General features: G+C 73.7%; 19 protein-coding genes and 1 tRNA gene. 7 read left to right on the top strand and 13 right to left on the bottom strand.

The genetic code is table 11. The features are described from left to right. Positions 1-311 precede the first annotated feature (311 nt). On the bottom strand, positions 312-1,100 hold the full coding sequence (locus SHK17_RS15325) for a hypothetical protein (protein ID WP_322422852.1): 789 nt from the start codon (positions 1,098-1,100) through the stop codon (positions 312-314). Positions 1,101-1,414: 314 nt separating this feature from the next. Here SHK17_RS15325 and SHK17_RS15320 point away from each other — a divergent pair, with 314 nt between their 5' ends. Further along, on the top strand, positions 1,415-2,713 hold the full coding sequence (locus tag SHK17_RS15320; protein WP_322919806.1) for a phospholipase D-like domain-containing protein: 1,299 nt from the start codon (positions 1,415-1,417) through the stop codon (positions 2,711-2,713). 9 nt (positions 2,714-2,722) lie between these two features. Further along, on the top strand, positions 2,723-3,361 hold the full coding sequence (locus tag SHK17_RS15315; RefSeq protein ID WP_322919805.1) for a DUF3152 domain-containing protein: 639 nt from the start codon (positions 2,723-2,725) through the stop codon (positions 3,359-3,361). Between the two features lie 15 nt (positions 3,362-3,376). On the opposite strand, the gene SHK17_RS15310 is transcribed toward SHK17_RS15315, so the two are convergent. Then, entirely contained in the window at positions 3,377-4,945 is a 1,569-nt protein-coding gene (locus SHK17_RS15310; protein WP_322919804.1) for a CotH kinase family protein, read from the bottom strand. A 43-nt stretch (positions 4,946-4,988) separates the two neighbouring features. Further along, positions 4,989-6,035 (bottom strand): alkaline phosphatase family protein, encoded by a 1,047-nt coding sequence (locus SHK17_RS15305; RefSeq protein ID WP_322919803.1) that lies wholly within the window; start codon positions 6,033-6,035, stop codon positions 4,989-4,991. A 74-nt stretch (positions 6,036-6,109) separates the two neighbouring features. Between SHK17_RS15305 and SHK17_RS15300 the strand changes: the two genes are divergently transcribed. Further along, positions 6,110-7,360: a hypothetical protein gene (locus SHK17_RS15300; RefSeq protein WP_322919802.1), complete on the top strand. Its 1,251-nt coding sequence runs from the start codon at positions 6,110-6,112 to the stop codon at positions 7,358-7,360. Here SHK17_RS15300 and SHK17_RS15295 read toward each other — a convergent pair. From SHK17_RS15295 to SHK17_RS15275, 5 genes are read right to left on the bottom strand one after another with little or no spacing between them, the layout of a single operon-like run. Beyond that, positions 7,347-8,066, bottom strand: a complete 720-nt coding sequence (locus SHK17_RS15295) for a class I SAM-dependent methyltransferase (protein ID WP_322919801.1) — start codon at positions 8,064-8,066, stop codon at positions 7,347-7,349. The genes SHK17_RS15300 and SHK17_RS15295 overlap by 14 nt on opposite strands. Further along, the gene (gene rffA, locus SHK17_RS15290) at positions 8,063-9,232 is read right to left on the bottom strand and encodes a dTDP-4-amino-4,6-dideoxygalactose transaminase (protein WP_322919800.1); all 1,170 of its coding nucleotides are present in this window, start codon (positions 9,230-9,232) and stop codon (positions 8,063-8,065) included. Before rffA ends, SHK17_RS15295 begins: the two co-directional genes overlap by 4 nt. A 12-nt stretch (positions 9,233-9,244) precedes the next feature. Further along, entirely contained in the window at positions 9,245-10,009 is a 765-nt protein-coding gene (locus tag SHK17_RS15285; RefSeq protein WP_322919799.1) for a sulfotransferase family protein, read from the bottom strand. After that, positions 10,006-11,004, bottom strand: coding sequence for a glycosyltransferase family 2 protein (locus tag SHK17_RS15280; RefSeq protein WP_322919798.1), 999 nt, complete (start codon positions 11,002-11,004; stop codon positions 10,006-10,008). Before SHK17_RS15280 ends, SHK17_RS15285 begins: the two co-directional genes overlap by 4 nt. A gap of 48 nt (positions 11,005-11,052) precedes the next feature. Continuing rightward, positions 11,053-12,543 (bottom strand): ArnT family glycosyltransferase, encoded by a 1,491-nt coding sequence (locus tag SHK17_RS15275; protein WP_322919797.1) that lies wholly within the window; start codon positions 12,541-12,543, stop codon positions 11,053-11,055. 98 nt (positions 12,544-12,641) lie between these two features. On the opposite strand from SHK17_RS15275, the gene murI reads away from it, so the two are divergent. Together murI and SHK17_RS15265 are read left to right on the top strand one after the other, a co-directional pair. Continuing rightward, positions 12,642-13,466 (top strand): glutamate racemase, encoded by an 825-nt coding sequence (gene murI / locus SHK17_RS15270; RefSeq protein ID WP_322919796.1) that lies wholly within the window; start codon positions 12,642-12,644, stop codon positions 13,464-13,466. Then, on the top strand, positions 13,463-14,254 hold the full coding sequence (locus SHK17_RS15265; RefSeq protein WP_322919795.1) for an MBL fold metallo-hydrolase: 792 nt from the start codon (positions 13,463-13,465) through the stop codon (positions 14,252-14,254). Before murI ends, SHK17_RS15265 begins: the two co-directional genes overlap by 4 nt. Positions 14,255-14,270: 16 nt before the next feature. Here the strand turns inward: SHK17_RS15265 and SHK17_RS15260 are convergent, their stop codons facing one another. Next, complete coding sequence (locus tag SHK17_RS15260; RefSeq protein ID WP_322919793.1) at positions 14,271-14,921, bottom strand: response regulator transcription factor; 651 nt, start codon at positions 14,919-14,921, stop codon at positions 14,271-14,273. Continuing rightward, positions 14,918-16,081 (bottom strand): ATP-binding protein, encoded by a 1,164-nt coding sequence (locus SHK17_RS15255; protein ID WP_322919792.1) that lies wholly within the window; start codon positions 16,079-16,081, stop codon positions 14,918-14,920. Before SHK17_RS15255 ends, SHK17_RS15260 begins: the two co-directional genes overlap by 4 nt. A 276-nt stretch (positions 16,082-16,357) precedes the next feature. On the opposite strand from SHK17_RS15255, the gene rph reads away from it, so the two are divergent. Both rph and rdgB read left to right on the top strand, forming a co-directional pair. After that, complete coding sequence (rph, locus tag SHK17_RS15250) at positions 16,358-17,089, top strand: ribonuclease PH (protein ID WP_322919791.1); 732 nt, start codon at positions 16,358-16,360, stop codon at positions 17,087-17,089. Next, positions 17,086-17,700: an RdgB/HAM1 family non-canonical purine NTP pyrophosphatase gene (gene rdgB / locus SHK17_RS15245; RefSeq protein ID WP_322422840.1), complete on the top strand. Its 615-nt coding sequence runs from the start codon at positions 17,086-17,088 to the stop codon at positions 17,698-17,700. The genes rph and rdgB overlap by 4 nt, the downstream gene beginning before the upstream one ends. On the opposite strand, the gene SHK17_RS15240 is transcribed toward rdgB, so the two are convergent. From SHK17_RS15240 to bcp, 3 genes are all read right to left on the bottom strand, one after another. Further along, a complete protein-coding gene (locus tag SHK17_RS15240; protein WP_172265250.1) occupies positions 17,689-18,564 on the bottom strand; it encodes a bile acid:sodium symporter family protein in 876 nt (291 codons plus the stop codon). The two genes, rdgB and SHK17_RS15240, sit on opposite strands and share 12 nt — an antisense overlap. Positions 18,565-18,629: 65 nt before the next feature. After that, positions 18,630-18,703 (bottom strand) — tRNA-Leu (locus SHK17_RS15235). An 88-nt stretch (positions 18,704-18,791) separates the two neighbouring features. Continuing rightward, a complete protein-coding gene (gene bcp, locus SHK17_RS15230) occupies positions 18,792-19,262 on the bottom strand; it encodes a thioredoxin-dependent thiol peroxidase (RefSeq protein WP_172265247.1) in 471 nt (156 codons plus the stop codon). Positions 19,263-19,282 lie beyond the last annotated feature (20 nt).

Genomic DNA, 19,282 nt, shown 5'->3' with positions numbered 1-19,282 from the left:
ACCCCGCCGACCTGACCACGGCGGGGCCACAGGCATGTCCGCCGCTGCTGAGCGCGCTCCAGGCCCCAGGTCGCTAGCTGGACCGCCGGCCTGGACGTCCCACTTCCCGGCGCGCGGGCTATCAGGCCGATATCCACCGCCAGGGCACCGGCGCAAGGTCGACCGGCCGGAGTCCGCTTGCAGGCCGATGCAACCGCAGCCCGGCCCCGCGCGAGCCGAATCGACCTGCGCGAAGCGCGACCGGCCCCGACCCGCCGCCACGTCAGCACATACCGACCCCGGCATCAAGCAGCCCAGACATCCCACCCCCCTCACCACCCCGCGGGCGGCTGCAGCTCGTCGAGCGGTGCATGGGGTGACCAGAAGCCGAGGTCGTCCGGGATCTCCAGGCGCGCGGAGTTCTCCGCATCGCTGAGCTCCAGGCTCACCCGCTCGGTGCTCGTAGGGACGAACATCGTGGCCTTGTCCAGGCCCGGCACGGGTCCGGCGTGCTCCCGCTCGCTGAGGATCGTCACCTCGACCCGCACTCCGTCGCCCACGAGCCAGTGTCGTGTGCCGAGAGCGGCCGACCTCGAGCCCGGGAAGTCGAAGCCCTCGATCTCCCGCTGCTGCGGCTCCCCGACTCGGTCGAAGCCGGCCTCCTCCAGGGCGCGCAGCACGTCGTCGCCGCCGCCCTCGTCGACCAGGTAGTCCACGGACATCCGGGGGCACCCGAGCACGCTCGTGAAGCCGGGCGCGCACCATGCCGGGCCCAGCTCGAAGATGGTCGGATCGCCGATGCCGCCGCCGTAGTCGACCCGGTCGAAGGCCGCCCGCACCTCGGCGCGGGTCGCGACCATCGGCCAGAACGCGACGCTCAGCGCCACCGTCGCCCAGGCGAACGCGACGACTCCCGCCAGCACGCGCATCCGCCTGTGCGGCCACCACAGGCCCGTGGCGATGCACCCGCTGAGGCCCGCGACCAGGACCACGCAGAGCGGCAGCCACGTCCACGACCCCGCCACCTCCCCCTCGAGGAGGAGGAGGACCGTGACGGGCACGACGACCAGCGCGCCCACGGCGGAGGCCACGATCCGGGCCGACATGGCCACCACCTTCATGCGACCCCCTCGCCACGGTGCGGCCGCCAGTCTGGGGCACCACCGCGACCCGCCGCAGGCCAACGACGCACACCGGCGGCAATGCCTCACCGCCGTCCCGGGTGCCTGGGTCCGCGGTCCCCGCGCTGACGCGGGCACCGGGACCTCGACGACGCGACGGCCCGTCGGCGACCGGAAGAGGGACCGGCGTCCCGGACGTACGCGGGGGAGTCCCGCCGGAGCGAGACCCCGGGCTCGGGTGCCCGGAGCCGCCCCGGCGCGACGGTCGATCCATGAGGCGGGAGGGTCCCGCCGATCGGGATCGGGTGATCGAGATGCACACCATTCTCCTGACGGGAACGATGCTCCTCAGCCTCGCGACGGTGGTCGTGACCCCCGCGCTCGGCGAGGTCATCGGGCGCGCGCCCGCCGCGTCGTCACAGCCCGCCGCCGCGATGGGCGGCGCGGTCGGCAGCCAGGTGGCGGCGCAGGCCGCGCCCCCGATGGCCTCCGTCATCTTCAACGACCCGACCGGCGACGAGGAGGCGCAGAACCGCATCGCCGACCACATCCGGCGGGCGGTCGACGCCACACCGCGCCACGGCGCGATCCGGATGGCGGCCTACAGCTTCGATCGGCCCGACATCGCCCACGCCCTCGCGCGGGCGTGCACCCGGCGTCAGGTGAGCGTGCAGGTGGTCCTCAACGACAACGCCGTCTCCCCGTCGTCACGTCGCCTGCGGCGACTCCTGGGCGCGGACGCCGACTCCAGCCGCGGTGCCTGCGGCACGCGCAGCGGGGACCATGAGCCGGTCCCGAGCTTCGTCAAGGTCTGCCACGCCAGCTGCCGGCTCGGCGACCGCGGCAACCAGCACATGAAGATGTACCTCTTCTCCGCCAGCGGCGACACCCAGCACGTGGTGATGCTCGGCTCGGCCAACCTCACCGGCTACTCCGCCGGGGTCCACTGGAACGACCTGGTCACCTTCACCGGCAGCCAGCAGCTGTACGACGACTACGCCCACGTCTTCGACGAGCTGGCGGCCGACCGCACGGTCACGACGCCGGGGGTGCAGGTGGCGCACGGGGACGTCACGACGAGCATCGCCCCGGGGCCGTCGACGACGCCGGACAGCGACGTCGTCGCCGCCCGCCTGGCCCGGGTCGGCTGCCACGCCCTTCCGGGGACGGGGCACGCCGGTCGGACGGTGGTCCGGATCGGGATGTACGGGTGGCAGGGGCACCGCGGCCTCGACCTCGCCCGGCGCGTGGCCCGGCTGAGCCAGCAGGGGTGCCGGGTCCAGGCCCTGGTGAGCGCCGCCTGCCCCGAGGTCGTGGAGACGCTGCTCCGGGCCGGTGTCCGCGTCCGCAGCGCCTCGCTCGACGTCGACGGCGACGTCGCGACCGGGTTCGAGGACTCCGGCTGGGAGCACTTCGTCCACGAGAAGTGGATGTCGGTCGACGGCACGTGGGACGGCTCGGCGACGCGAGCCGTCTGGACGGGCTCGGAGAACTGGTCCGACGTGTCCCTCCTCAACGACGAGGTGGTGGTCATGATCCCGCGGGCTCGGGTGCACGACGCCTACGTCGCCCACTTCGACGACATCTGGAGCCGGCACTCGAAGAAGATCTAGGCTCCCGTCATGTCCCGGGTCGTCCGCCTGCTCGCCGTCCTCGCCGTGCTGGCACCCGCGCTGCTCGCGGCACCCGCCGGGGCCGGCGAGGCGGACGCGCGCGAGCACCGGCGTACGAGCGCCGCGCAGGACAGGACCGGACCCGCGGCCCGCGCAGCGGAGCCCGTACGCCGCCGGGTGACGTACTCCGTCACCACGCGGGGGCGGGTCACCAGCTCGATGAAGGTCTTCCGGCGCCAGGCTCAGGAGACCTTCGACGACCGGCGCGGCTGGCGGGCGGCGGGCGTCCGGTTCCACCGGGTGCGCCGCGGCGGCGACTTCACGCTCGTGCTCGCCGCCGCCCGGGCGGTGCCGTCCTTCTCCTCCGCCTGCTCCGCCCAGTGGTCGTGCCGCGTCGGGCGGCACGTGATCATCAACCAGCTGCGGTGGCGGAGCGCCTCACCCGCGTGGAACGCGGCGGGGCGCTCGCGGCGCGACTACCGCCACACGGTCCTCAACCACGAGACCGGGCACTGGCTCGGCCGCGGCCACGCGTCGTGCCCCGCCCGCGGGCGCCGGGCACCGGTGATGATGCAGCAGTCGCTGGGCACCGGCGGTTGCCGGCTTAACCCCTGGCCGCTCCCGTGGGAGGCCCGGGCGGTCCGGTGAGCCGCCGGTGAGCCCTCAGCGCTTGGAGGGCGCGATGGCGACGACCCCGGCCGACGGGGAGCCGACCACCACACCGTCGGTGGCGCCGGTGATCTCCACGTGGATGAGCTCGCGCCCCTCGGTGACGTCGTCGTCCAGGACCTGCACGGGGATGTAGCGCTGCACCTGCCCGGGCGCGAAGGTGATCCTGCCGTCGGCGTCGACGAAGTCGACCCCGGCCTCGGCCCGCAGCGCGGTCAGCGCCCACGACACCTCGACCGCGGCGCTCGGGGCGCTCTGCAGCTCGACCGGCACCCACACGGTGCGCGCCCGCTCCTGGGTCGCCAGCCGGGCGTCGCCGAGGCGCACCTCGTTGCGGCTGAGCCACCGCACCCGCTTGGTCAGCCACTCGCCGAGGAAGGCGACCTCGCCGCGGCGCGTCGGCGCGTGCCTGGTCCACTCGAGGTCGGCGCCGTCGGCGTGCCACCGCTCCCAGTCGACGTCGGCGACCTCACCCAAGGACTCGCCGGCCGCCGGCAGCTGCGCGACGACCTGCTCCACGGCGGGGCGCAGCCTCGCCCAGCGGCTCTTGACCCGGCGGGAGAACGACGGGTCCTGCAGCATGCGCGCGACCCAGTGCTGCCCGGTGCGGGTGTACCACGCCTCGGGAGAGCTGCTCGCCTTCCACTTCGTGCCCGCGCTGAGGTCAAAGTCCCAGACGGGCCCGAAGACGAAGCGCCTGCCGGGCACCCAGCTCATGTGCACGCTCGACTGGAAGTTGGAGTCCTGGTTGGCGAACAGCTCCTCGACGAGGTACCAGTCGATGAGCTTCTTGACGTTGACGTGGGCGGCGTAGCCGCGCTCGGGGTCGGCGAAGGACGGGCCGTAGAGGATCTTCTCGAACCGCGTCACCCCGCGCCGCACGGTGCGGCGCTGCTGCTTGGTGACCTCGTCGGGGTCCTTGAACGCGATGGACGACCCGCGCCGGGTCCGGAAGCCCGGCTCGCCGTCGCGCAGGTAGCGCTTGTTGAACTCCAGCAGGAAGCCGTCGTCGGGCAGGTCGACGCGCCCGCTGCCCTCCTCCACCTGCTCGGTCAGCATGTAGAGGCCCTGCGACTGGCCGTCGAGCACGACGTCGACGAAGCGGAATCGCGGGGTCCACGCCAGCCGGGTCTGGGCGGCGACGGCGAACGCCGCGGCGGTGCGCAGGGCGCTGCGGTCCCCGTAGCCGGCGAGCAGGACCCACTCGTCGAAGGCCTCCGTGCCGACCAGCGCGGCGTCGTCCTCCAGCTTGAGCTTGTAGGGCTTCTTGGCCCAGCTCCACGTCGAGTTCCCGCGTCCGCGCACCTCGGTGGCGTGGGTGACGCCGTCGAGCGTCACCGTGCCCGCGACGTAGTCCTCGCGGTCGATGGGCTGGCCCTGGGTGTCGATCACCAGCTGCGCCGGCGGCGCGGGCGGCCAGCCCACCTCGGCGGCCGCAGCGGGGTCGGGGAGCGCGGGCTCGGCGGCGCGCGCCGACGCGGGTCCGGTCGCCGCGGTCGTCAGCGCCAGGGACGACGCGAGGGCCAGCGCAACAGCCGCGGACAAGTGCCTCAGCAGGGACATCGGGTGCCTCCTCGGTCCGCCGGGCCGTCCGGGCGGTGGTGGGTCATTCGGTCGGTGAGACGTCGAGATCGAGCGCGGAGTTGTGCTCGCTGCCGGGGACGGCGCCGAGGTCCAGCAGGTCGAGCGCGAGGTTGGCCAGGGCGCCGTTGCGCACCGGCTGGCGCTCGTCGGCGTACGTCGTGCGGCTGGCGCCGGGGTCGAGGTAGTCGGGGTTCAGCTCGTAGAGGTCCGTGCCGGCGGCCACACCCGGGCCGCTCACCAGGAACGGGACCCGGTAGTTGTGCAGCTTGCCGGCCTCGGAGTGGCCGTCGCCCAGGCCGCCGTGGTCGCTCGTGACGATGACCACCGTGCCGGCCGCGAGCTCGGGGTCGGAGGTGACGGCCCCGACGATCCCGCCGACGAGGGCGTCGACCCGCTTGACCGCCCGGAGGTAGGGCTTGGACATGAAGCCGGCGTCGTGGCCGACCGAGTCGGGCAGCGACAGGTGGACGAAGCGGAAGTCGCGCTCGGTGGTGCGCAGGTCGCGCTGCACGGACCGGGCCAGCAGGGCGTTGTCCAGCTTGATCCGGGTGGTGTCGATGCTCAGCGGCCAGCTGCGCTTCCAGAGCGAGAACTTGGTCTTGCTCGCGAACAGCGCCGTGGAGCCGCCCGCCGCGTGGACCTCGGTCCACACCGACGCCACGGGGCCCCCGGCGGCCGCCTGCACCGTGGCGGGTCGGCGCCGGTCGTCGTTCCACCGCACGCCGTGCCCGCCCGTCGAGGCCTCGACGCGTCGGCCCGTGACCATGCCGGTGTGGTTGGGCAGGGTGATCGTCAGCTCGCGCTCGGTCCGCGCGTTGAAGGTGGAGGCGCCCGAGTCGCGCAGCGCGTGGAGGTGCGGGGTGCCGGCCCGGCCGAGCCTGTCGAGCGCGTCGGGGTTGAGGCCGTCGATCGAGATGGCGAGGACCGACTCGACCGCGTCGTCGGAGGCGGCTGCCGCGCGAGGCGCCTCGTCCGAGGGCAGCTGGGCGGGCGCCGGGGCGGCCGTGATCGTCAGCACGGCGCCGGCGACGAGGGCGACGAGACGGCGTACGTCGGTGGTTCTGCGCATGGCGCCACCCTAGGCGCTGCGACCGGGCGGGCGCGTCCGTCCCCGGGGGTGGCGCGTCTGGGAGACTTCCCGCGATGTCACCGACCAGCCCGTCCTCCAGGTCGCGGGCCGCGTCGGGCCTGGCCGCCGGCTCGGTGGTGTCGGGCGTGCTGGCCTACGTCTTCTTCGCGGCGAGCACCCGCGGGCTGGGCGCGGAGGCCGCCGCCCCCGTCGCGGTGCTGTGGTCGTGGTGGGGCTTCGCGGCCGCCGGGCTGACCTTCCCCGTGCAGCACTGGATCACCCGCACCGCCGCGGTGTCGGGGGAGGGTGCCGTCCGCGCGGCGCGGGGGACGCCGGCCCGACTCGTGGCCGTGGTCGTGGTGGTCACCGGGGTGGGGGCGTGGCTGCTGCGGGAGCCGTTGTTCGGCGGTGACGGGCGCTTCGCCCTGCTCGTCGCGCTCGTGACGGCCGGCGCGGCCGGCATGGGCGTGGTGCGCGGCCTGCTGGCGGCACGGCGCCGCTTCGCCGCGGTCGGCGCCGTGCTCGTGGCCGAGAACCTCGTGCGCTGCGTCGCGGCGCTCGGGCTGGTGGTGCTGGACGTGGACGACCCCGCGGCCTACGGCGCGGCACTGGTGCTGGGCTATGCCGCGTGCGCCGGGTGGGTCTCCGCGTGGCGGACGCTGCCGGACCAGCACCCGGACGCGTCCGGCGTCGGTGACGCCGGACGCGCGAGCGCCTTCCTCGGCAGCGCGGCGGGCGCCCAGGTGGTGGCGCAGGCGGTGCTGACCGGCGGCCCGGTCCTCCTGGCGGTGCTCGGCGGGTCGCCGACCGACGTCACGGTGCTCTTCGCCGCGCTCGCGCTCTACCGAGCGCCCTACACGGTCCTGGTCGGCCAGGTCGCCCAGGCCACCGGTGCGCTGGCCCGGCTCGTCGACGCCCGGCGCCTCGACCGGCTCCGCCGGGTCGAGGTCGCCCTCCTCGCCTCGACCGGCGTGGGGGTGGTCGTGGGGGCCGCGGTGGGCGCCGGTCCGGGACCCTGGCTGGTCCGCCTCGTCTTCGGGCCCGACGTACGCGTCGAGCAGAGCGTGTCGGCGGCGCTCGCCGTCGGGTCGGTGCTGGCGCTCGCGACCCTCCTCCAGGGAGTGGTGCTGCTCGCCCACGACCGGCCGGAGCGGACGCTGCTCGCCTGGCTGCTCGCGCTCGTGCCCGCGGCGGCGGTCCTGGTGGACGCTCCCGGCAGTGCGACCACGACGGTCGTCGCCGCGTTCGTGGCCGCTCAGGCCACCGCGTGGGTGCTGCTGGCCGTGGCCACGCACCGGGCGCGCTCTGCGCTCAGCGACGCCTGACGGCAGCGACCAGGATGGACGACCCGAAAGGCAGGTCGCGTCGCGCGAGCAGGCGCACCTCGCGCCGGCACAGTGCCCGCAGCAGCCGGTCCACGGCCGGGGCCGGGCGCGGGAGCCGGCCGGCACCCGGCGCCGGCGGTCGCAGCCGTCGTACGAGCCGCTCCGCGACGAACATCGGGAACACCAGCGCGAAGGCGTGCGTGACGCGCTCCACCTCGAGGCCCTCGCGCTCGAGCGCGGCGACGATGCGGCGTCGGGTGTAGCGGCGGTGGTGCCCGGCCCGGACGTCGTGGTCGCTCCACGCCCACTGGTAGGCCGGCACCGAGACGAGCAGCCGCCCCCCGGGGGAGAGCACGCGGGCGAGCTCGGCGACCGCCTGCGACTCGGGCTCGCAGTGCTCGACGACGTCGAAGGCGGCGACGAGGTCGAAGGTCGCGTCCCGGAACGGCAGCGCCAGCGCGGAGGCGCACGCGTCGCGCCCGGCGACCAGGCCGCGGGGGTCGAGGTCGACGGCCACCCGACCCTGCTGCGGGAGCCAGTGCGCGCTCGGCCCGTCGGCGCTGCCGACGTCGAGCACCCGCGCCGGCCGGCCCACCCAGTGGCCGAGCCCGGCGCGCAGGAGGTCGTTGCGCGCGGCGTACCACCAGTAGGTCGGGTCGTCGATCGAGGACGAGCCCGCCTGCTCGACCGGGGCCACGTCGCTCATCGGCCCGACAGCACGTCGACGAGGGCCGTGACCACCTGCTCGCAGTCGTCGGCCTCGAGCTCCTGGTGGAAGGGCAGGCGGAGCAGCCGCGCGCTCACCTCGGTCGAGGTGGGGCACTCACCCGGCGCGGCGGCGAACCGGCGACCACCTTCGGAGTCGTGCAACGGGACGTAGTGGAACGCCGTCGGCACACCCTTGGCCTTCATCGCCGCGATGACCTCGCCACGCCGCTCCGCCTCGGGCAGCAGCACGTGGAACAGGTGGTAGGCGGGCTCGCGGTCCTCCGGCACGTCGGGCAGGACCAGGCCGAGGTCGGCGGCGTGCTCGGCGAGCCCGGCCTGGTAGCGCTCGAAGACGGCGCGGCGGCGGGCCTGGATCACCTCCCGCTCCTCGAGCTGGGCGAGCAGGATGGCCGCCAACGGGTCCGCGAGGCCGAACGACGAGCCGGTGTCGCGCCAGGAGTACTTGTCGACCTGGCCCTCCATGAAGGCCTGCCGGTCCGTGCCCTTGTCGTAGTGGATCCACGACCGTGCCACGTCGCCGGGGTCGTTGAGGACCAGCGCGCCGCCCTCGCCGCAGCTGATGTTCTTGGTCTCGTGGAAGCTGAGGGTGGAGAACCGGCCGAGCGAGCCGAGCGGCTCCCCGCGCCAGCGCCCGAAGAGGCCGTGCGCGTTGTCCTCGACGAGGGCCACGTCGGGGCGGTCGGCGAGCGCCTCGCGGATTCCCGCGACGTCGCAGGCGATGCCGGCGTAGTGCACGACCACCACGGCGCGCACGGTCGGGCCGTGGACCGGGTCGGCCAGCAGCTCGGCCACGTGCTGCGGGTCGAGCCCGAGGGTGCGCGGCTCGATGTCGCAGAACAGCAGCCGGGCGCCCTGGCGGACGAAGGCGAGCGCGGTGGTGGTGAAGGTGAAGGACGGCACGATGACCGTGTCGCCGGGCTCGAGGTCCATGAGCATCGCCGACAGCTCGAGTGCGGAGGTGCAGGACGTGGTGAGGAGCACCTCGGCCGACCCGGTCTCGGCCTTCAGCAGCTCACGGACCTGTCGCGAGTAGGTGCCGTTGGCGGACTGCTGCCCGCCCGTCAGCGACTCGCGCACGTAGTCGACCTCGCTGGGCACCCACGTCTGCACGTTGAACTCGATGTCGGCGATCTCGGTGTCCATGGCTCTCTCTCCTCAGGCGGGCGGTCGCGTCGGCGACCGCCAGGGCAGCTCGCGGCCGAGCAGGTCGGCCAGCTCGGCGTCGGCCTCGGTGAAGTGGTCCCGCAGGCGCTGGTGCAGGTCGGGGTCGAGCGGCGGGGCGGTGTCGCCGTGGCTGGCGTTCTCCGGCGTCCCCCACGAGTCCGGCACGTGGTCGGGGTCGATCCCGAGCCAGGCGTACGTCTCGCGCATCGTCGCCGGGCTCGCGACCAGGTCCTCGAGGAGCTGGATGCGCACCCGGTCGCCGTGCTCGGCGAGCCACGGTCGGAGGTGGTCGACGTAGCGGCCGCGCTCCAGGTAGGCGAACGGCGACACCGAGGCGCCGGACCCGTCCCACGGCAGCGGGCCGGCGAGGTTGGCCTCGAGGACCTCGGCGAGCGGGCGGCGTTCCATGCCCTGCTCGGTGCTGAAGGACCAGTGCGACACGGCGCGGCGGACCGGGTCGCGGAGCTGCACCAGGACCAGTGGCTCGCCCAGCAGGCGGCTGGCCGCGGCGGCCGCCTCGGGCAGCTCGAGGTAGCTGGTCGACTTCTCGCCGAGCAGCTGGCCGTCCCGGGCGTGCGGTAAGTACGTCGCGCGGTACCACTCCGCGCCACGGGCCACCTGCGCCGGGTCCAGCAGCACCTTGGGCTCGGGTCGGGCCGGCTCGGCCATCGCCACGCCGGGGTGGTCGGCGAGCAGCCTGCGCAGGTACGTCGTCCCGCACCGCTGGGCGCCGGCGACGAGGAGGTGCCGGCTCACCCCGGCTGCTCGGAGGCCGGTCCGCGGACGAGCTCGGCCACGTGCGAGGTGACCGGGTCGCTCACGGCGTTGAGGGTGCGCACGACGTACTCCCCGAGGATCGAGAGCAGCGCGATCGAGAACCCGTTGAAGATGGAGAGCAGCACCATGAGGCTGGTCCAGCCGGGCACCCGGGTGTCGTTGACCACGCGGGAGATCACCAGGTAGGCGCCGAAGAGGAAGCTCAGCCCGGCGAGGACGAAGCCCAGCAGGGCGCCCAGCCGCAGCGGGAACGAGGAGTAGCTGAACAGGATGGTCATCAACAGGCGCACGATCCGGACCAGGTTGTAGTTGCTCGAGCCGACGGGCCGCGGGTCGTGACGGACGTCGACGTTGGCCCGCTGCGAGGAGTACATCAGCGCCTGGCCGGTGATGTAGGGGTGCGCCGTGCGGGACGTGACGATCCGGGTGACGACGTCGCGCCGCAGGATCCGGAAGTTGGAGACGGTGAGGTTCGAGGGCTGGCCGAACACCCGCCGGTTGATCATCGAGATCATCTTGCTGCCGATCCGGCGGTAGCCCGCAGCCTGCTTGGTCTCGAACCGCCCGAAGACGACGTCGTAGCCCTCCATCGCGCGCTCGATGAGCAGGAGCGCCTGGTCGGGCGGGTTCTGCAGGTCGTCGTCCATGGTGATGACGTAGTCGCCCGTCGCCTCCCGCATGCCGGCGACGTTGGCGTGGTGCTGGCCGTAGTTGGTGAGCAGGTCGATCGCCACCACGCCGGGGGTCGTGCGCGCCAGCTCGGAGACGACCGCCCAGCTGCCGTCCTCGCTGCCGTCGTTGACGAGGATCAGCTCGTGGCGCAGCCCCGCGTCGCGGAACACCGCGAGCGTCCGGTCCACGGTCGTGGCGACGATCTGCTCGCTGTTGAAGACCGGGATCACCACGGAGTAGGTGAAGTCCCGCGCGTCGGCCGGGCCGGTGCCGGCGGACGGCCGGGACGGGGCGTCGGTCATGGGTGGATCGTGTCACAGGCCGTACGGCGCCCGAGGCGGGCCTGCGGCTCAGTCCTCGACCGCGTCCCGGAGCTCGGCCACGGTGTTGGCACCGAGGTCGCGGTCGACGAACCAGTACCACCCGGTGGTCGTGCCGATCTCGACGTAGTCGGCGTCCAGCACGGGCATCAGCCAGTCGTAGCGGGCCCCGCCGCCGACCGCGACGATGTCCGGGCTGCGCTCGGCGATCCAGTCGGCGTAGCCCTCCAGCCCGCCGGGCCAGGTGTCGCCGACGTACGTCTCCAGGCCCAGGCGGAACATCTGGTGCTGGCTGGGGTTGACCCGGTGCGCCAGCACCAGAGGCTGCGGTGCCTCGATCGAGACCATGGTCGCGTCGGGGAGGACGTCGAGGACCGCGTCGACCTCCGCGCGCTGCGCGGTCAGGACCGGCTCGTGGTCCTCGAACACGTAGGCGAGGCCCCCGGCGAGCAGCGCCAGGCAGGCCGCCACGGGCACCGCCGCGCCGACCCGGCCGGGGAGGGCACGTGCCACGAGGGCGAGGGCGCCGGCGAGCCCGAGGGCGGCGAAGGGGACCAGCACGAGCGCGTCGGCCCAGCCGTTGAAGGTGCGGTAGCTCCACACGAGCCCGGCCACCTCGCCGGCGGTGGCGGCCACCAGCGCGACGTCGCCGGTCCGATCAGGCAGCCGCGTGCTGCGCCGGACGAGCCGCCACGCCGACGGCACGGTCACGAGCGGCAGCAGGACCAGTCCGGCGAGGAACGGGTAGGTCGCGAACCCGAAGGCGATCCGGAAGGCCTCCCACGTCTCGTCCCACTCCTCGGTGAGGCCGGGCTGGTAGGTCGCGGTGAGGTGGATGCGGATGAAGCCGTCGAGGGCCTCCGGCAGGGCGCCGGCGAGGGCGAAGCCGGCGACGAACACGAGGGTGGTCAGCGCGCCCGCGACCGCCACCCGGAGCATGGCGCGGAGCCGGTGGCCCGGCGTCAGCAGGGCGGCGACCGCGACGGCGGCGATGCCCGGCAGGAACGCTGGCTGCCAGGTGAGCGTGGCCAGCGCGACGCAACTCCCCGCCCAGCCCCAGCGGCCCCGGACCATCGCGACCAGGGCGAGCGTGAGGAACAGCACCATCGTCGTCTTGTCGCGCGGGCCGCCCACGGCGTAGATGACGAAGCCCGGCATGGTGGCCACGAACGTCGCGGCAGCGGCACCGACGGCCCGGGACCAAAGGACGTCCCGACCCAGGACGTAGGTCGCCCAGACCACCAGCACGGAGACGAGGAACATGACCAGGCGGGTGGCCAGCAGGTCGTCCATCCCCACCAGGTCGCCCAGCCAGGCGCCGGCGCCCGGCACGAGGTGGGCGAGGGGGCCCGAGCGGTTCATCACGCCGACGTAGGGCGGCACCCCGTCGGCCACGCGCTGGCCGGCGTAGGCGTAGAGGGCCAGGTCCCGGGTCAGCACGGAGTCGAAGCCCCGCAGCACGAAGAGGGCGCCGGCCAGAATCGCGAGGAGCGGTCCGAGGGGGTCCAGGCGCCGCGTCACGGCCCTCACCCTAGGCAACGACCCGGCGCGGCGGTGTGACCGGGGCGACGCCCCCGACGGCGTGACCCGCGGCGGCCCGACCGCCTAGCCTGCTTCCTGTGCCGACCCCCTCGCCGCGGAAGACCGCCGACGCGCCCATCGGCATCTTCGACTCCGGCTTCGGGGGGCTCACGGTCGCCCGCTCGGTGATCGACCAGCTGCCCCACGAGTCGGTGGTCTACCTCGGTGACACGGCCCGCCAGCCCTACGGCCAGAAGCCGATCGGGGAGGTCCGCGAGTATGCCCTCGAGTGCCTCGACCACCTCTACGAGCAGGGCGTCAAGGCGCTGGTCATCGCCTGCAACTCGGCCAGCGCGGCGATGCTGCGCGACGCCCGCGAGCGCTACGACGTCCCCGTGGTCGAGGTGATCCTCCCCGCCGCGCGCCGCGCCGCCGCAGCCACGCGCAACCAGCGGGTCGGGGTCATCTGCACCCGCGCGACCGCGAGCTCGATGGCGTACGACGACGCGTTCGCCGCCGCGCCCCACCTCGACCTGCACATCCGGGCCTGCCCGCGCTTCGTCGACTTCGTGGAGCAGGGGGTCACCGGCGGCGACGAGCTGCTCGCCGCCGCCCACGACTACCTCGACCCGATGGCCGCCGCCGGCGTCGACACCCTCATCCTCGGCTGCACCCACTACCCGCTCCTGACCGGCGTCATCTCCTACGTCATGGGGGACGGGGTCACCCTCGTCAGCTCGGCCGAGGAGTGCGCCAAGGACGTCTACAAGATGCTCGCCGGCACCGGGCTGATGCGCGACGGGGGCGAGCCCGCCTACACGTTCTCCACCACCGGCAGCCCCGAGGACTTCGCGACCATCGGCCGTCGTTTCCTCGGCTCGGAGCTGCTCGGCGCCAGCCAGTTCGCCGGAGGCCTTCGATGAGGCTCACCGTCGTCGGCTGCTCGGGGTCCTACCCGGGGCCGGACTCGCCGGCCAGCTGCTACCTGCTCGAGGCCGAGCACACGTCGGAGGAGGGCCCGGGGGCGGGGGAGACCCGCACCTGGCGGATCCTGCTCGACCTCGGCAACGGCGCGCTCGGCGCGCTGCACCGCCACGTCGACCCGCTCACGGTCGACGCGGTGCTCCTCAGCCACCTGCACGCCGACCACTGCCTGGACCTGTGCGGCTACTACGTCATGCGCAAGTACCACCCCACCGGCCCGCAGCCGCGGATCCCGGTGTGGGGGCCGGCCGGCACCGCCGAGCGGATGGCGCGCGCCTACGACCTGCCGGTCGACCCCGGCATGACCGAGGAGTTCGACTTCCGCGAGCACGCCGACGACGCGGGCCCCGTGACGATCGGCCCGTTCCGCGTCGAGCCGCACCGGGTGGTGCACCCGGTCGCGGCCTACGCCCTGAGCGTCACCGCCGGTGGCCGCACGCTGGTCTACTCCGGCGACACCGGCCCCTGCCCGGCCCTCGACGAGGCGGCCGCCGGGGCCCACCTCCTGCTGGCCGAGGCGTCCTTCCGGACCGCCGAGGACAACCCGCCGGACCTCCACATGACCGGCGCCGACTGCGGCCGCACGGCGTCGAAGGCCGGTGTCGAGCGGCTCGTGCTGACCCACGTCCCGCCGTGGCACGACCGCGCTGACGCCGAGGCGGAGGCCCGCACCGAGTGGGCCGGCCCGCTCGACGTGGCGCGCGCCGGGGCGACGTACGACGTCTGAGCGAGCGGCCGGTCGCTCAGACCAGGCCCGCGTCGTGCACGACCATCGCGACCTGCACCCGGTTGGTGCTGCCGAGCTTGGTCAGCAGCCGCGACACGTGTGACTTCACCGTCGGGATCGACAGGTAGAGCTCGGACGCGATCTGGGAGTTGCTGAGGCCGCGGCCGACGCAGACCGCCACCTCGAGCTCCCGCTCGGTGAGGGCGGTCAGCCGGTCGGAGGCGGTGGCGACCCGGTCCGACGAGGTGGTGCTGCGCAGCCGCGAGACCAGGCTGCGGGTGGCCGACGGCGACAGCATCGCGTCGCCCGCGGCGACGGTGCGGATCGCGGCCACGATGTCGCCCGGCGGGGTGTCCTTGAGCAGGAACCCGTCGGCGCCCGAGGCGACCGCGCGCAGGACGTGGTCGTCGGCGTCGAAGGTGGTCAGCACGACGACCGAGGGCGGGGACGGCCGCCGGTGCAGGACCTGGGTGGCCTCGAGGCCGTCCATCACCGGCATCCGGATGTCCATCAGGACCACGTGCGGGGCGAGCTCGTCGACCAGCGCGAGGCCCTCCTCGCCGTTGGGTGCCTCGCCGACGACCTCGAGGTCGGACTGGCCGCCGAGCATCAGCGACAGCGCCGACCGGACCAGCGGGTCGTCGTCGACGATGAGGACCCGGATCACGCGCTCCACGGTAGCCATGCCTCCAGAACGAACCGTGACCCGTCGGTGCGCTGGTCGAGCCGGCCACCGCGCAGCTCGGCGCGCTCGCGCAGCCCGACGAGCCCGAGACCGGCGCCCGGGGCACCGGTTCCCCGGTCGCCCATCGGGTTGGCGAGCACCACCGTGATGCCGGCTCGCGGGTCGCCGGTCGAGCGGATCTCCACCTCCGAGCCGGGGGCGTGCTTGCGCACGTTGGTGATGCCCTCCTGCACGATCCGATAGAGGGTGCGACCGGTGGCGGGCGGGACCGGGACGGTGGCGTCCACGTCGTCGGACCAGTCGACCTCGAGGCCGAGCGTGCGGGCCTCGGCGACCAGCGCCACGATGTCGTCGTACGTCGGCTGCGGGCGCGCGGTGGCCGGGCCGGGGTCGTCCTCGCGCAGCACCCCGAGCACGTCGCGCAGCTCGTGGAGCGCGTCGTTGGCCTGGGCCTGGATCTGGCCCAGCCCCTCGCGGAGCCGCTCGCGGTCGAGGTCGTCGCGGAACGCCAGTGCTCCCGCCTGCATGGACACCTGGGTGATCCGGTGGGCCAGCACGTCGTGCATCTCGCGGGCGATCCTGGCCCGTTCCGTGGAGCGTGCCTGCGCCAGCCGGAGCTCCTGCTCGGTCTCGGCGCGCTCGGCCCGGCTGCGCAGGCTCCACAGGAGCTCGCGGCGCGAGCCGATGTAGAGGCCCCAGCCCATCATCCCGGCGTTGACGGTGAGGTTGACCAGGGTGGTCACCAGGTAGTCGTTGTCCTCGATGGGCGCGAGGCTGGTCCACGTCTGCGCGGCGAGGAAGTTCACGACGCCGACCAGCACGACCTCGCGGGGCTCGCGGCGGGTGGCGACCGAGACTGCCGCGAGCGTCGCCGGACCGGCCGCGAGGCCGGACAGCGCGCTCATCGCCGCGACCGCGAGCGCGACCTGGACGGGGGCTCGGCGGCGGAAGTGGACCAGCACGAAGGCGGCGACGCCCAGGACGACCTCGAGGAAGAACGTCGGCCGGCTGTCGCGCCACTCGGCCGCCGCGACCGTCTGCCACACCGCCACGGAGAAGACGAGGCACAGCGCGTAGCGCCACGCGTTCGCCGCCCACGTCAGCTCCGGCTGGGTCTCGGAGTCGGCGGGGCGGGTCGTCACGGCGCTCAGCGTAACGACCACTTTTCCTACTTTGGTCGCACCCGACATGGCCGGTGGGCCGATGCGCGGCGAGGCGGTCGCCGCGCAGGCTGGAGCCTCCACCGCGCGGAGGGAGCTGCGCGGCGTGGGGCCGCGCACCAGCTCGGTCCCGCTGGGGAGGGGCCTTCGAGCCGGGTCCGGTAACACACGGGGGTGACCGGACCCGGCTCTGCCATGTGATCTCCCACGTCAACTCCCACGACGGGCCGCGTCGGTGGTGGGCTCTAGGGTCGAGCCATGACTGACTCCACTCCTCGCGCCGACGGCCGGGCCGACGACGAGCTCCGCCCGATCACCTTCACCCGCGGCTGGCTCGACCACGCCGCCGGGTCCGTGCTCGTCGAGTTCGGCGGCACCCGGGTGCTCTGTGCCGCCTCGGCGTCCGAGGGCGTCCCGCGCTGGCGCAAGGGCTCGGGCCTCGGCTGGGTCACCGCCGAGTACGCCATGCTCCCCGCCGCGACCAACACCCGGTCCGACCGCGAGTCGGTCAAGGGCCGCATCGGCGGCCGCACCCACGAGATCTCCCGCCTCATCGGCCGCTCGCTGCGCGCGGTCATCGACTACCAGGCCCTCGGCGAGAACACCATCGTCCTGGACTGCGACGTGCTGCAGGCCGACGGCGGCACCCGCACGGCGGCCATCACCGGGGCCTACGTCGCGCTGGCCGACGCCGTCGCCCACCTGCGGGCCAGCGGCGCGCTGGCCGGCGAGCCGCTCACCGGCTCGGTGGCGGCGGTGAGCGTCGGCATCATCGACGGGGCGCCGCGGCTCGACCTGCCCTACGTCGAGGACGTCCGCGCCGAGACCGACATGAACGTCGTGATGACCGGCGACGGCAAGTTCGTCGAGGTGCAGGGCACCGCCGAGGGCGCGGCCTTCGACCGCGCCGAACTCGACGCCCTGCTGGGCCTGGCCGAGAAGGGCTGCGCCGACCTCACGCGCCTCCAGCAGGAGGCGCTGGCGCGATGAAGGTGTTCCTCGCCTCGGCCAACGGCAAGAAGATCCTCGAGATGCAGCGCATCCTGGCCGAGGCGGTGCCGGACGTCGAGGTCCTCGGCATCGCCGACGTCGAGGGCTACGTCGAGCCCGTCGAGGACCAGCCCACCTTCGCCGGCAACGCGCTGCTGAAGGCCCGCGCGGGGGTCGCGGCCACCGGGATGCCGTCGGTCGCGGACGACAGCGGCCTGTGCGTCGATGCGCTCAACGGGATGCCCGGCGTGCTGTCCGCGCGCTGGTCCGGCCCGCCCAAGAGCGACGCGCGCAACAACCAGCTCCTGCTCGACCAGCTCCACGACGTCCCTGACGAGCGCCGGGGCGCGCACTTCGCCTGCGCCGTCGCGTGGGTGATGCCCGACGGGCGCGAGCGGGTGGTCGAGGGACGCATGGACGGCCGCATCATCCGCGAGCCCAGGGGGAGCGGCGGGTTCGGCTACGACGTCCTCTTCGTCGCCGTCGAGCACGATGCGGAGGGCCTCACCTCCGCCGAGCTCGACCCGGCCGAGAAGGACCGCATCTCCCACCGGGGGCGGGCGCTGCGCGAGCTGGTGACCCACGTCGCCGCGGACCTCTCAGGCGACTGAGACGTCCTCGCGGGACGACACCCGGCGCGACACCCACGTGCCCCACAGGGCGGCGAACACGAACATGACGATCGAGTAGACCGCCGCCGGCACCGAGATCTCGACCTCGTCGAGCACCTCGACGGCGACGAAGATGGCGAGCGTCGCGTTGTGCACGCCGACCTCCATCGACGAGGCGATCGCCTGCGGCCCGGTGACCCCGAACGCCTTGGGGACGACGTAGCCCACGACCAGGCTGATCGCGCAGAACAGCGCGGTGATCAGCCCGACGTCGGCGAGGTAGTCGCCGACGTTCTCGAGCTGGTCGACCAGGATGCCCAGGACCAGGATCGCCAGGATCACCGCCGAGCCGATCCGCACCGGCTTGTCCATGCGCCGCGCGAAGCCCGGGGCGCGGTTGTTGACCACCATGCCGATGCCGACGGGCAGCAGGATCAGCGCGAACACCTTGACGATCTCGACCAGCGGCATCGTGACGTCGTCCTGGCGGTCGTACCACGCGATGGCCAGGCCGGTGATTAGCGGCAGCGTGACGACGGCGACCACCGTGTTGATCGCGGTGAGCGTGATGTTGAGCGCGACGTCGCCGCGGAACAGGTGGCTGAAGAGGTTGGCCGTGGTGCCGCCGGGTGAGGCGGCGAGCAGCAGCATGCCGATGCCGAGCAGGGCCGGCAGGTCGAAGAGCACCACCAGCCCGAAGCAGATCGCCGGCAGCAGGACGATCTGGCACGCCAGCGCCACCGCGACGGCGCGGGGCGCCCGGCCGACCCGCCGGAAGTCGGCGACCGTCAGGTCGAGGCCGAGGCCGAACATGATGATCGCCAGCGCGAGGGGCAGTCCGACGGTGGTCAGCGCGGAGTCCATGCGCGGACCCTAGTGGTGAGCGGGGTCACACCGCGGGAGGTCGGGCGAAGTCCGCGACGTCCGCGTGCGCTCGGAGAGACTCGAACTCTCACTGGCCAGGACCTAAACCTGGTGCCTCTGCCAATTGGGCTACGAGCGCGCGGCCACATCCTCACACGTGTCCGAGATGCTGCCCCGCCGCCGGTCGCGGCGAGGCGACATCTCGGACACGTGTACGGCGCGGGGCCTCAGTCCAGCCCGAGGTCCCGGCGCAGCTTGGCCACGTGGCCGGTGGCCTTGACGTTGTACTGCGCGAGCTCGACCTTGCCGTCCTCGTCGACCACGAAGGTCGAGCGGAGCACACCCTGGACCTCCTTGCCGTAGAGCTTCTTGGTGCCGTGCGCGCCGTACGCGCGGTGCACCGCCAGGTCCTCGTCGGACAGCAGGGTGAGGGTCAGGGCGTCGCGCTCGCGGAACGTCGCCAGCTTGGCCGGCTTGTCCTTGGACACCCCGAGGACCTCGTAGCCGGCCCCGCGCAGCGAGTCGAGGGACTCGGTGAAGTCGCAGGCCTGCGTCGTGCAGCCGGGCGTCATGGCCGCCGGGTAGAAGTAGACGATCACCTTCTTGCCGCGCAGGTCCGCGAGGCTCACCTGCTCCTCGGTGTCGCTGGTGAGGGTGAAGTCGGGGGCGGGGTCGCCGGGGGCGAGACGGTCGGACATGGGAGCTCCTGTGCGCGTGG

This window comes from Nocardioides renjunii (assembly GCF_034661175.1).
Lineage (GTDB): Bacteria > Actinomycetota > Actinomycetes > Propionibacteriales > Nocardioidaceae > Nocardioides > Nocardioides renjunii.
The sequence above is the reverse complement of the archived record's forward strand: the minus strand, read 5'-3'. Positions and strand labels throughout refer to the sequence as shown.

What these genes read in the sequence shown, in the direction of transcription:
- SHK17_RS15325 (WP_322422852.1), bottom strand. Translation starts at nt 1,100, where the DNA reads ATGAAGGTGGTGGCCATGTCGGCCCGGATCGTGGCCTCCGCCGTGGGC.
- SHK17_RS15320 (WP_322919806.1), top strand. Translation starts at nt 1,415, where the DNA reads ATGCACACCATTCTCCTGACGGGAACGATGCTCCTCAGCCTCGCGACG.
- SHK17_RS15315 (WP_322919805.1), top strand. Translation starts at nt 2,723, where the DNA reads ATGTCCCGGGTCGTCCGCCTGCTCGCCGTCCTCGCCGTGCTGGCACCC.
- SHK17_RS15310 (WP_322919804.1), bottom strand. Translation starts at nt 4,945, where the DNA reads ATGTCCCTGCTGAGGCACTTGTCCGCGGCTGTTGCGCTGGCCCTCGCG.
- SHK17_RS15305 (WP_322919803.1), bottom strand. Translation starts at nt 6,035, where the DNA reads ATGCGCAGAACCACCGACGTACGCCGTCTCGTCGCCCTCGTCGCCGGC.
- SHK17_RS15300 (WP_322919802.1), top strand. Translation starts at nt 6,110, where the DNA reads ATGTCACCGACCAGCCCGTCCTCCAGGTCGCGGGCCGCGTCGGGCCTG.
- SHK17_RS15295 (WP_322919801.1), bottom strand. Translation starts at nt 8,066, where the DNA reads ATGAGCGACGTGGCCCCGGTCGAGCAGGCGGGCTCGTCCTCGATCGAC.
- rffA (WP_322919800.1), bottom strand. Translation starts at nt 9,232, where the DNA reads ATGGACACCGAGATCGCCGACATCGAGTTCAACGTGCAGACGTGGGTG.
- SHK17_RS15280 (WP_322919798.1), bottom strand. Translation starts at nt 11,004, where the DNA reads ATGACCGACGCCCCGTCCCGGCCGTCCGCCGGCACCGGCCCGGCCGAC.
- SHK17_RS15265 (WP_322919795.1), top strand. Translation starts at nt 13,463, where the DNA reads ATGAGGCTCACCGTCGTCGGCTGCTCGGGGTCCTACCCGGGGCCGGAC.
- rph (WP_322919791.1), top strand. Translation starts at nt 16,358, where the DNA reads ATGACTGACTCCACTCCTCGCGCCGACGGCCGGGCCGACGACGAGCTC.
- rdgB (WP_322422840.1), top strand. Translation starts at nt 17,086, where the DNA reads ATGAAGGTGTTCCTCGCCTCGGCCAACGGCAAGAAGATCCTCGAGATG.
- SHK17_RS15240 (WP_172265250.1), bottom strand. Translation starts at nt 18,564, where the DNA reads ATGGACTCCGCGCTGACCACCGTCGGACTGCCCCTCGCGCTGGCGATC.
- bcp (WP_172265247.1), bottom strand. Translation starts at nt 19,262, where the DNA reads ATGTCCGACCGTCTCGCCCCCGGCGACCCCGCCCCCGACTTCACCCTC.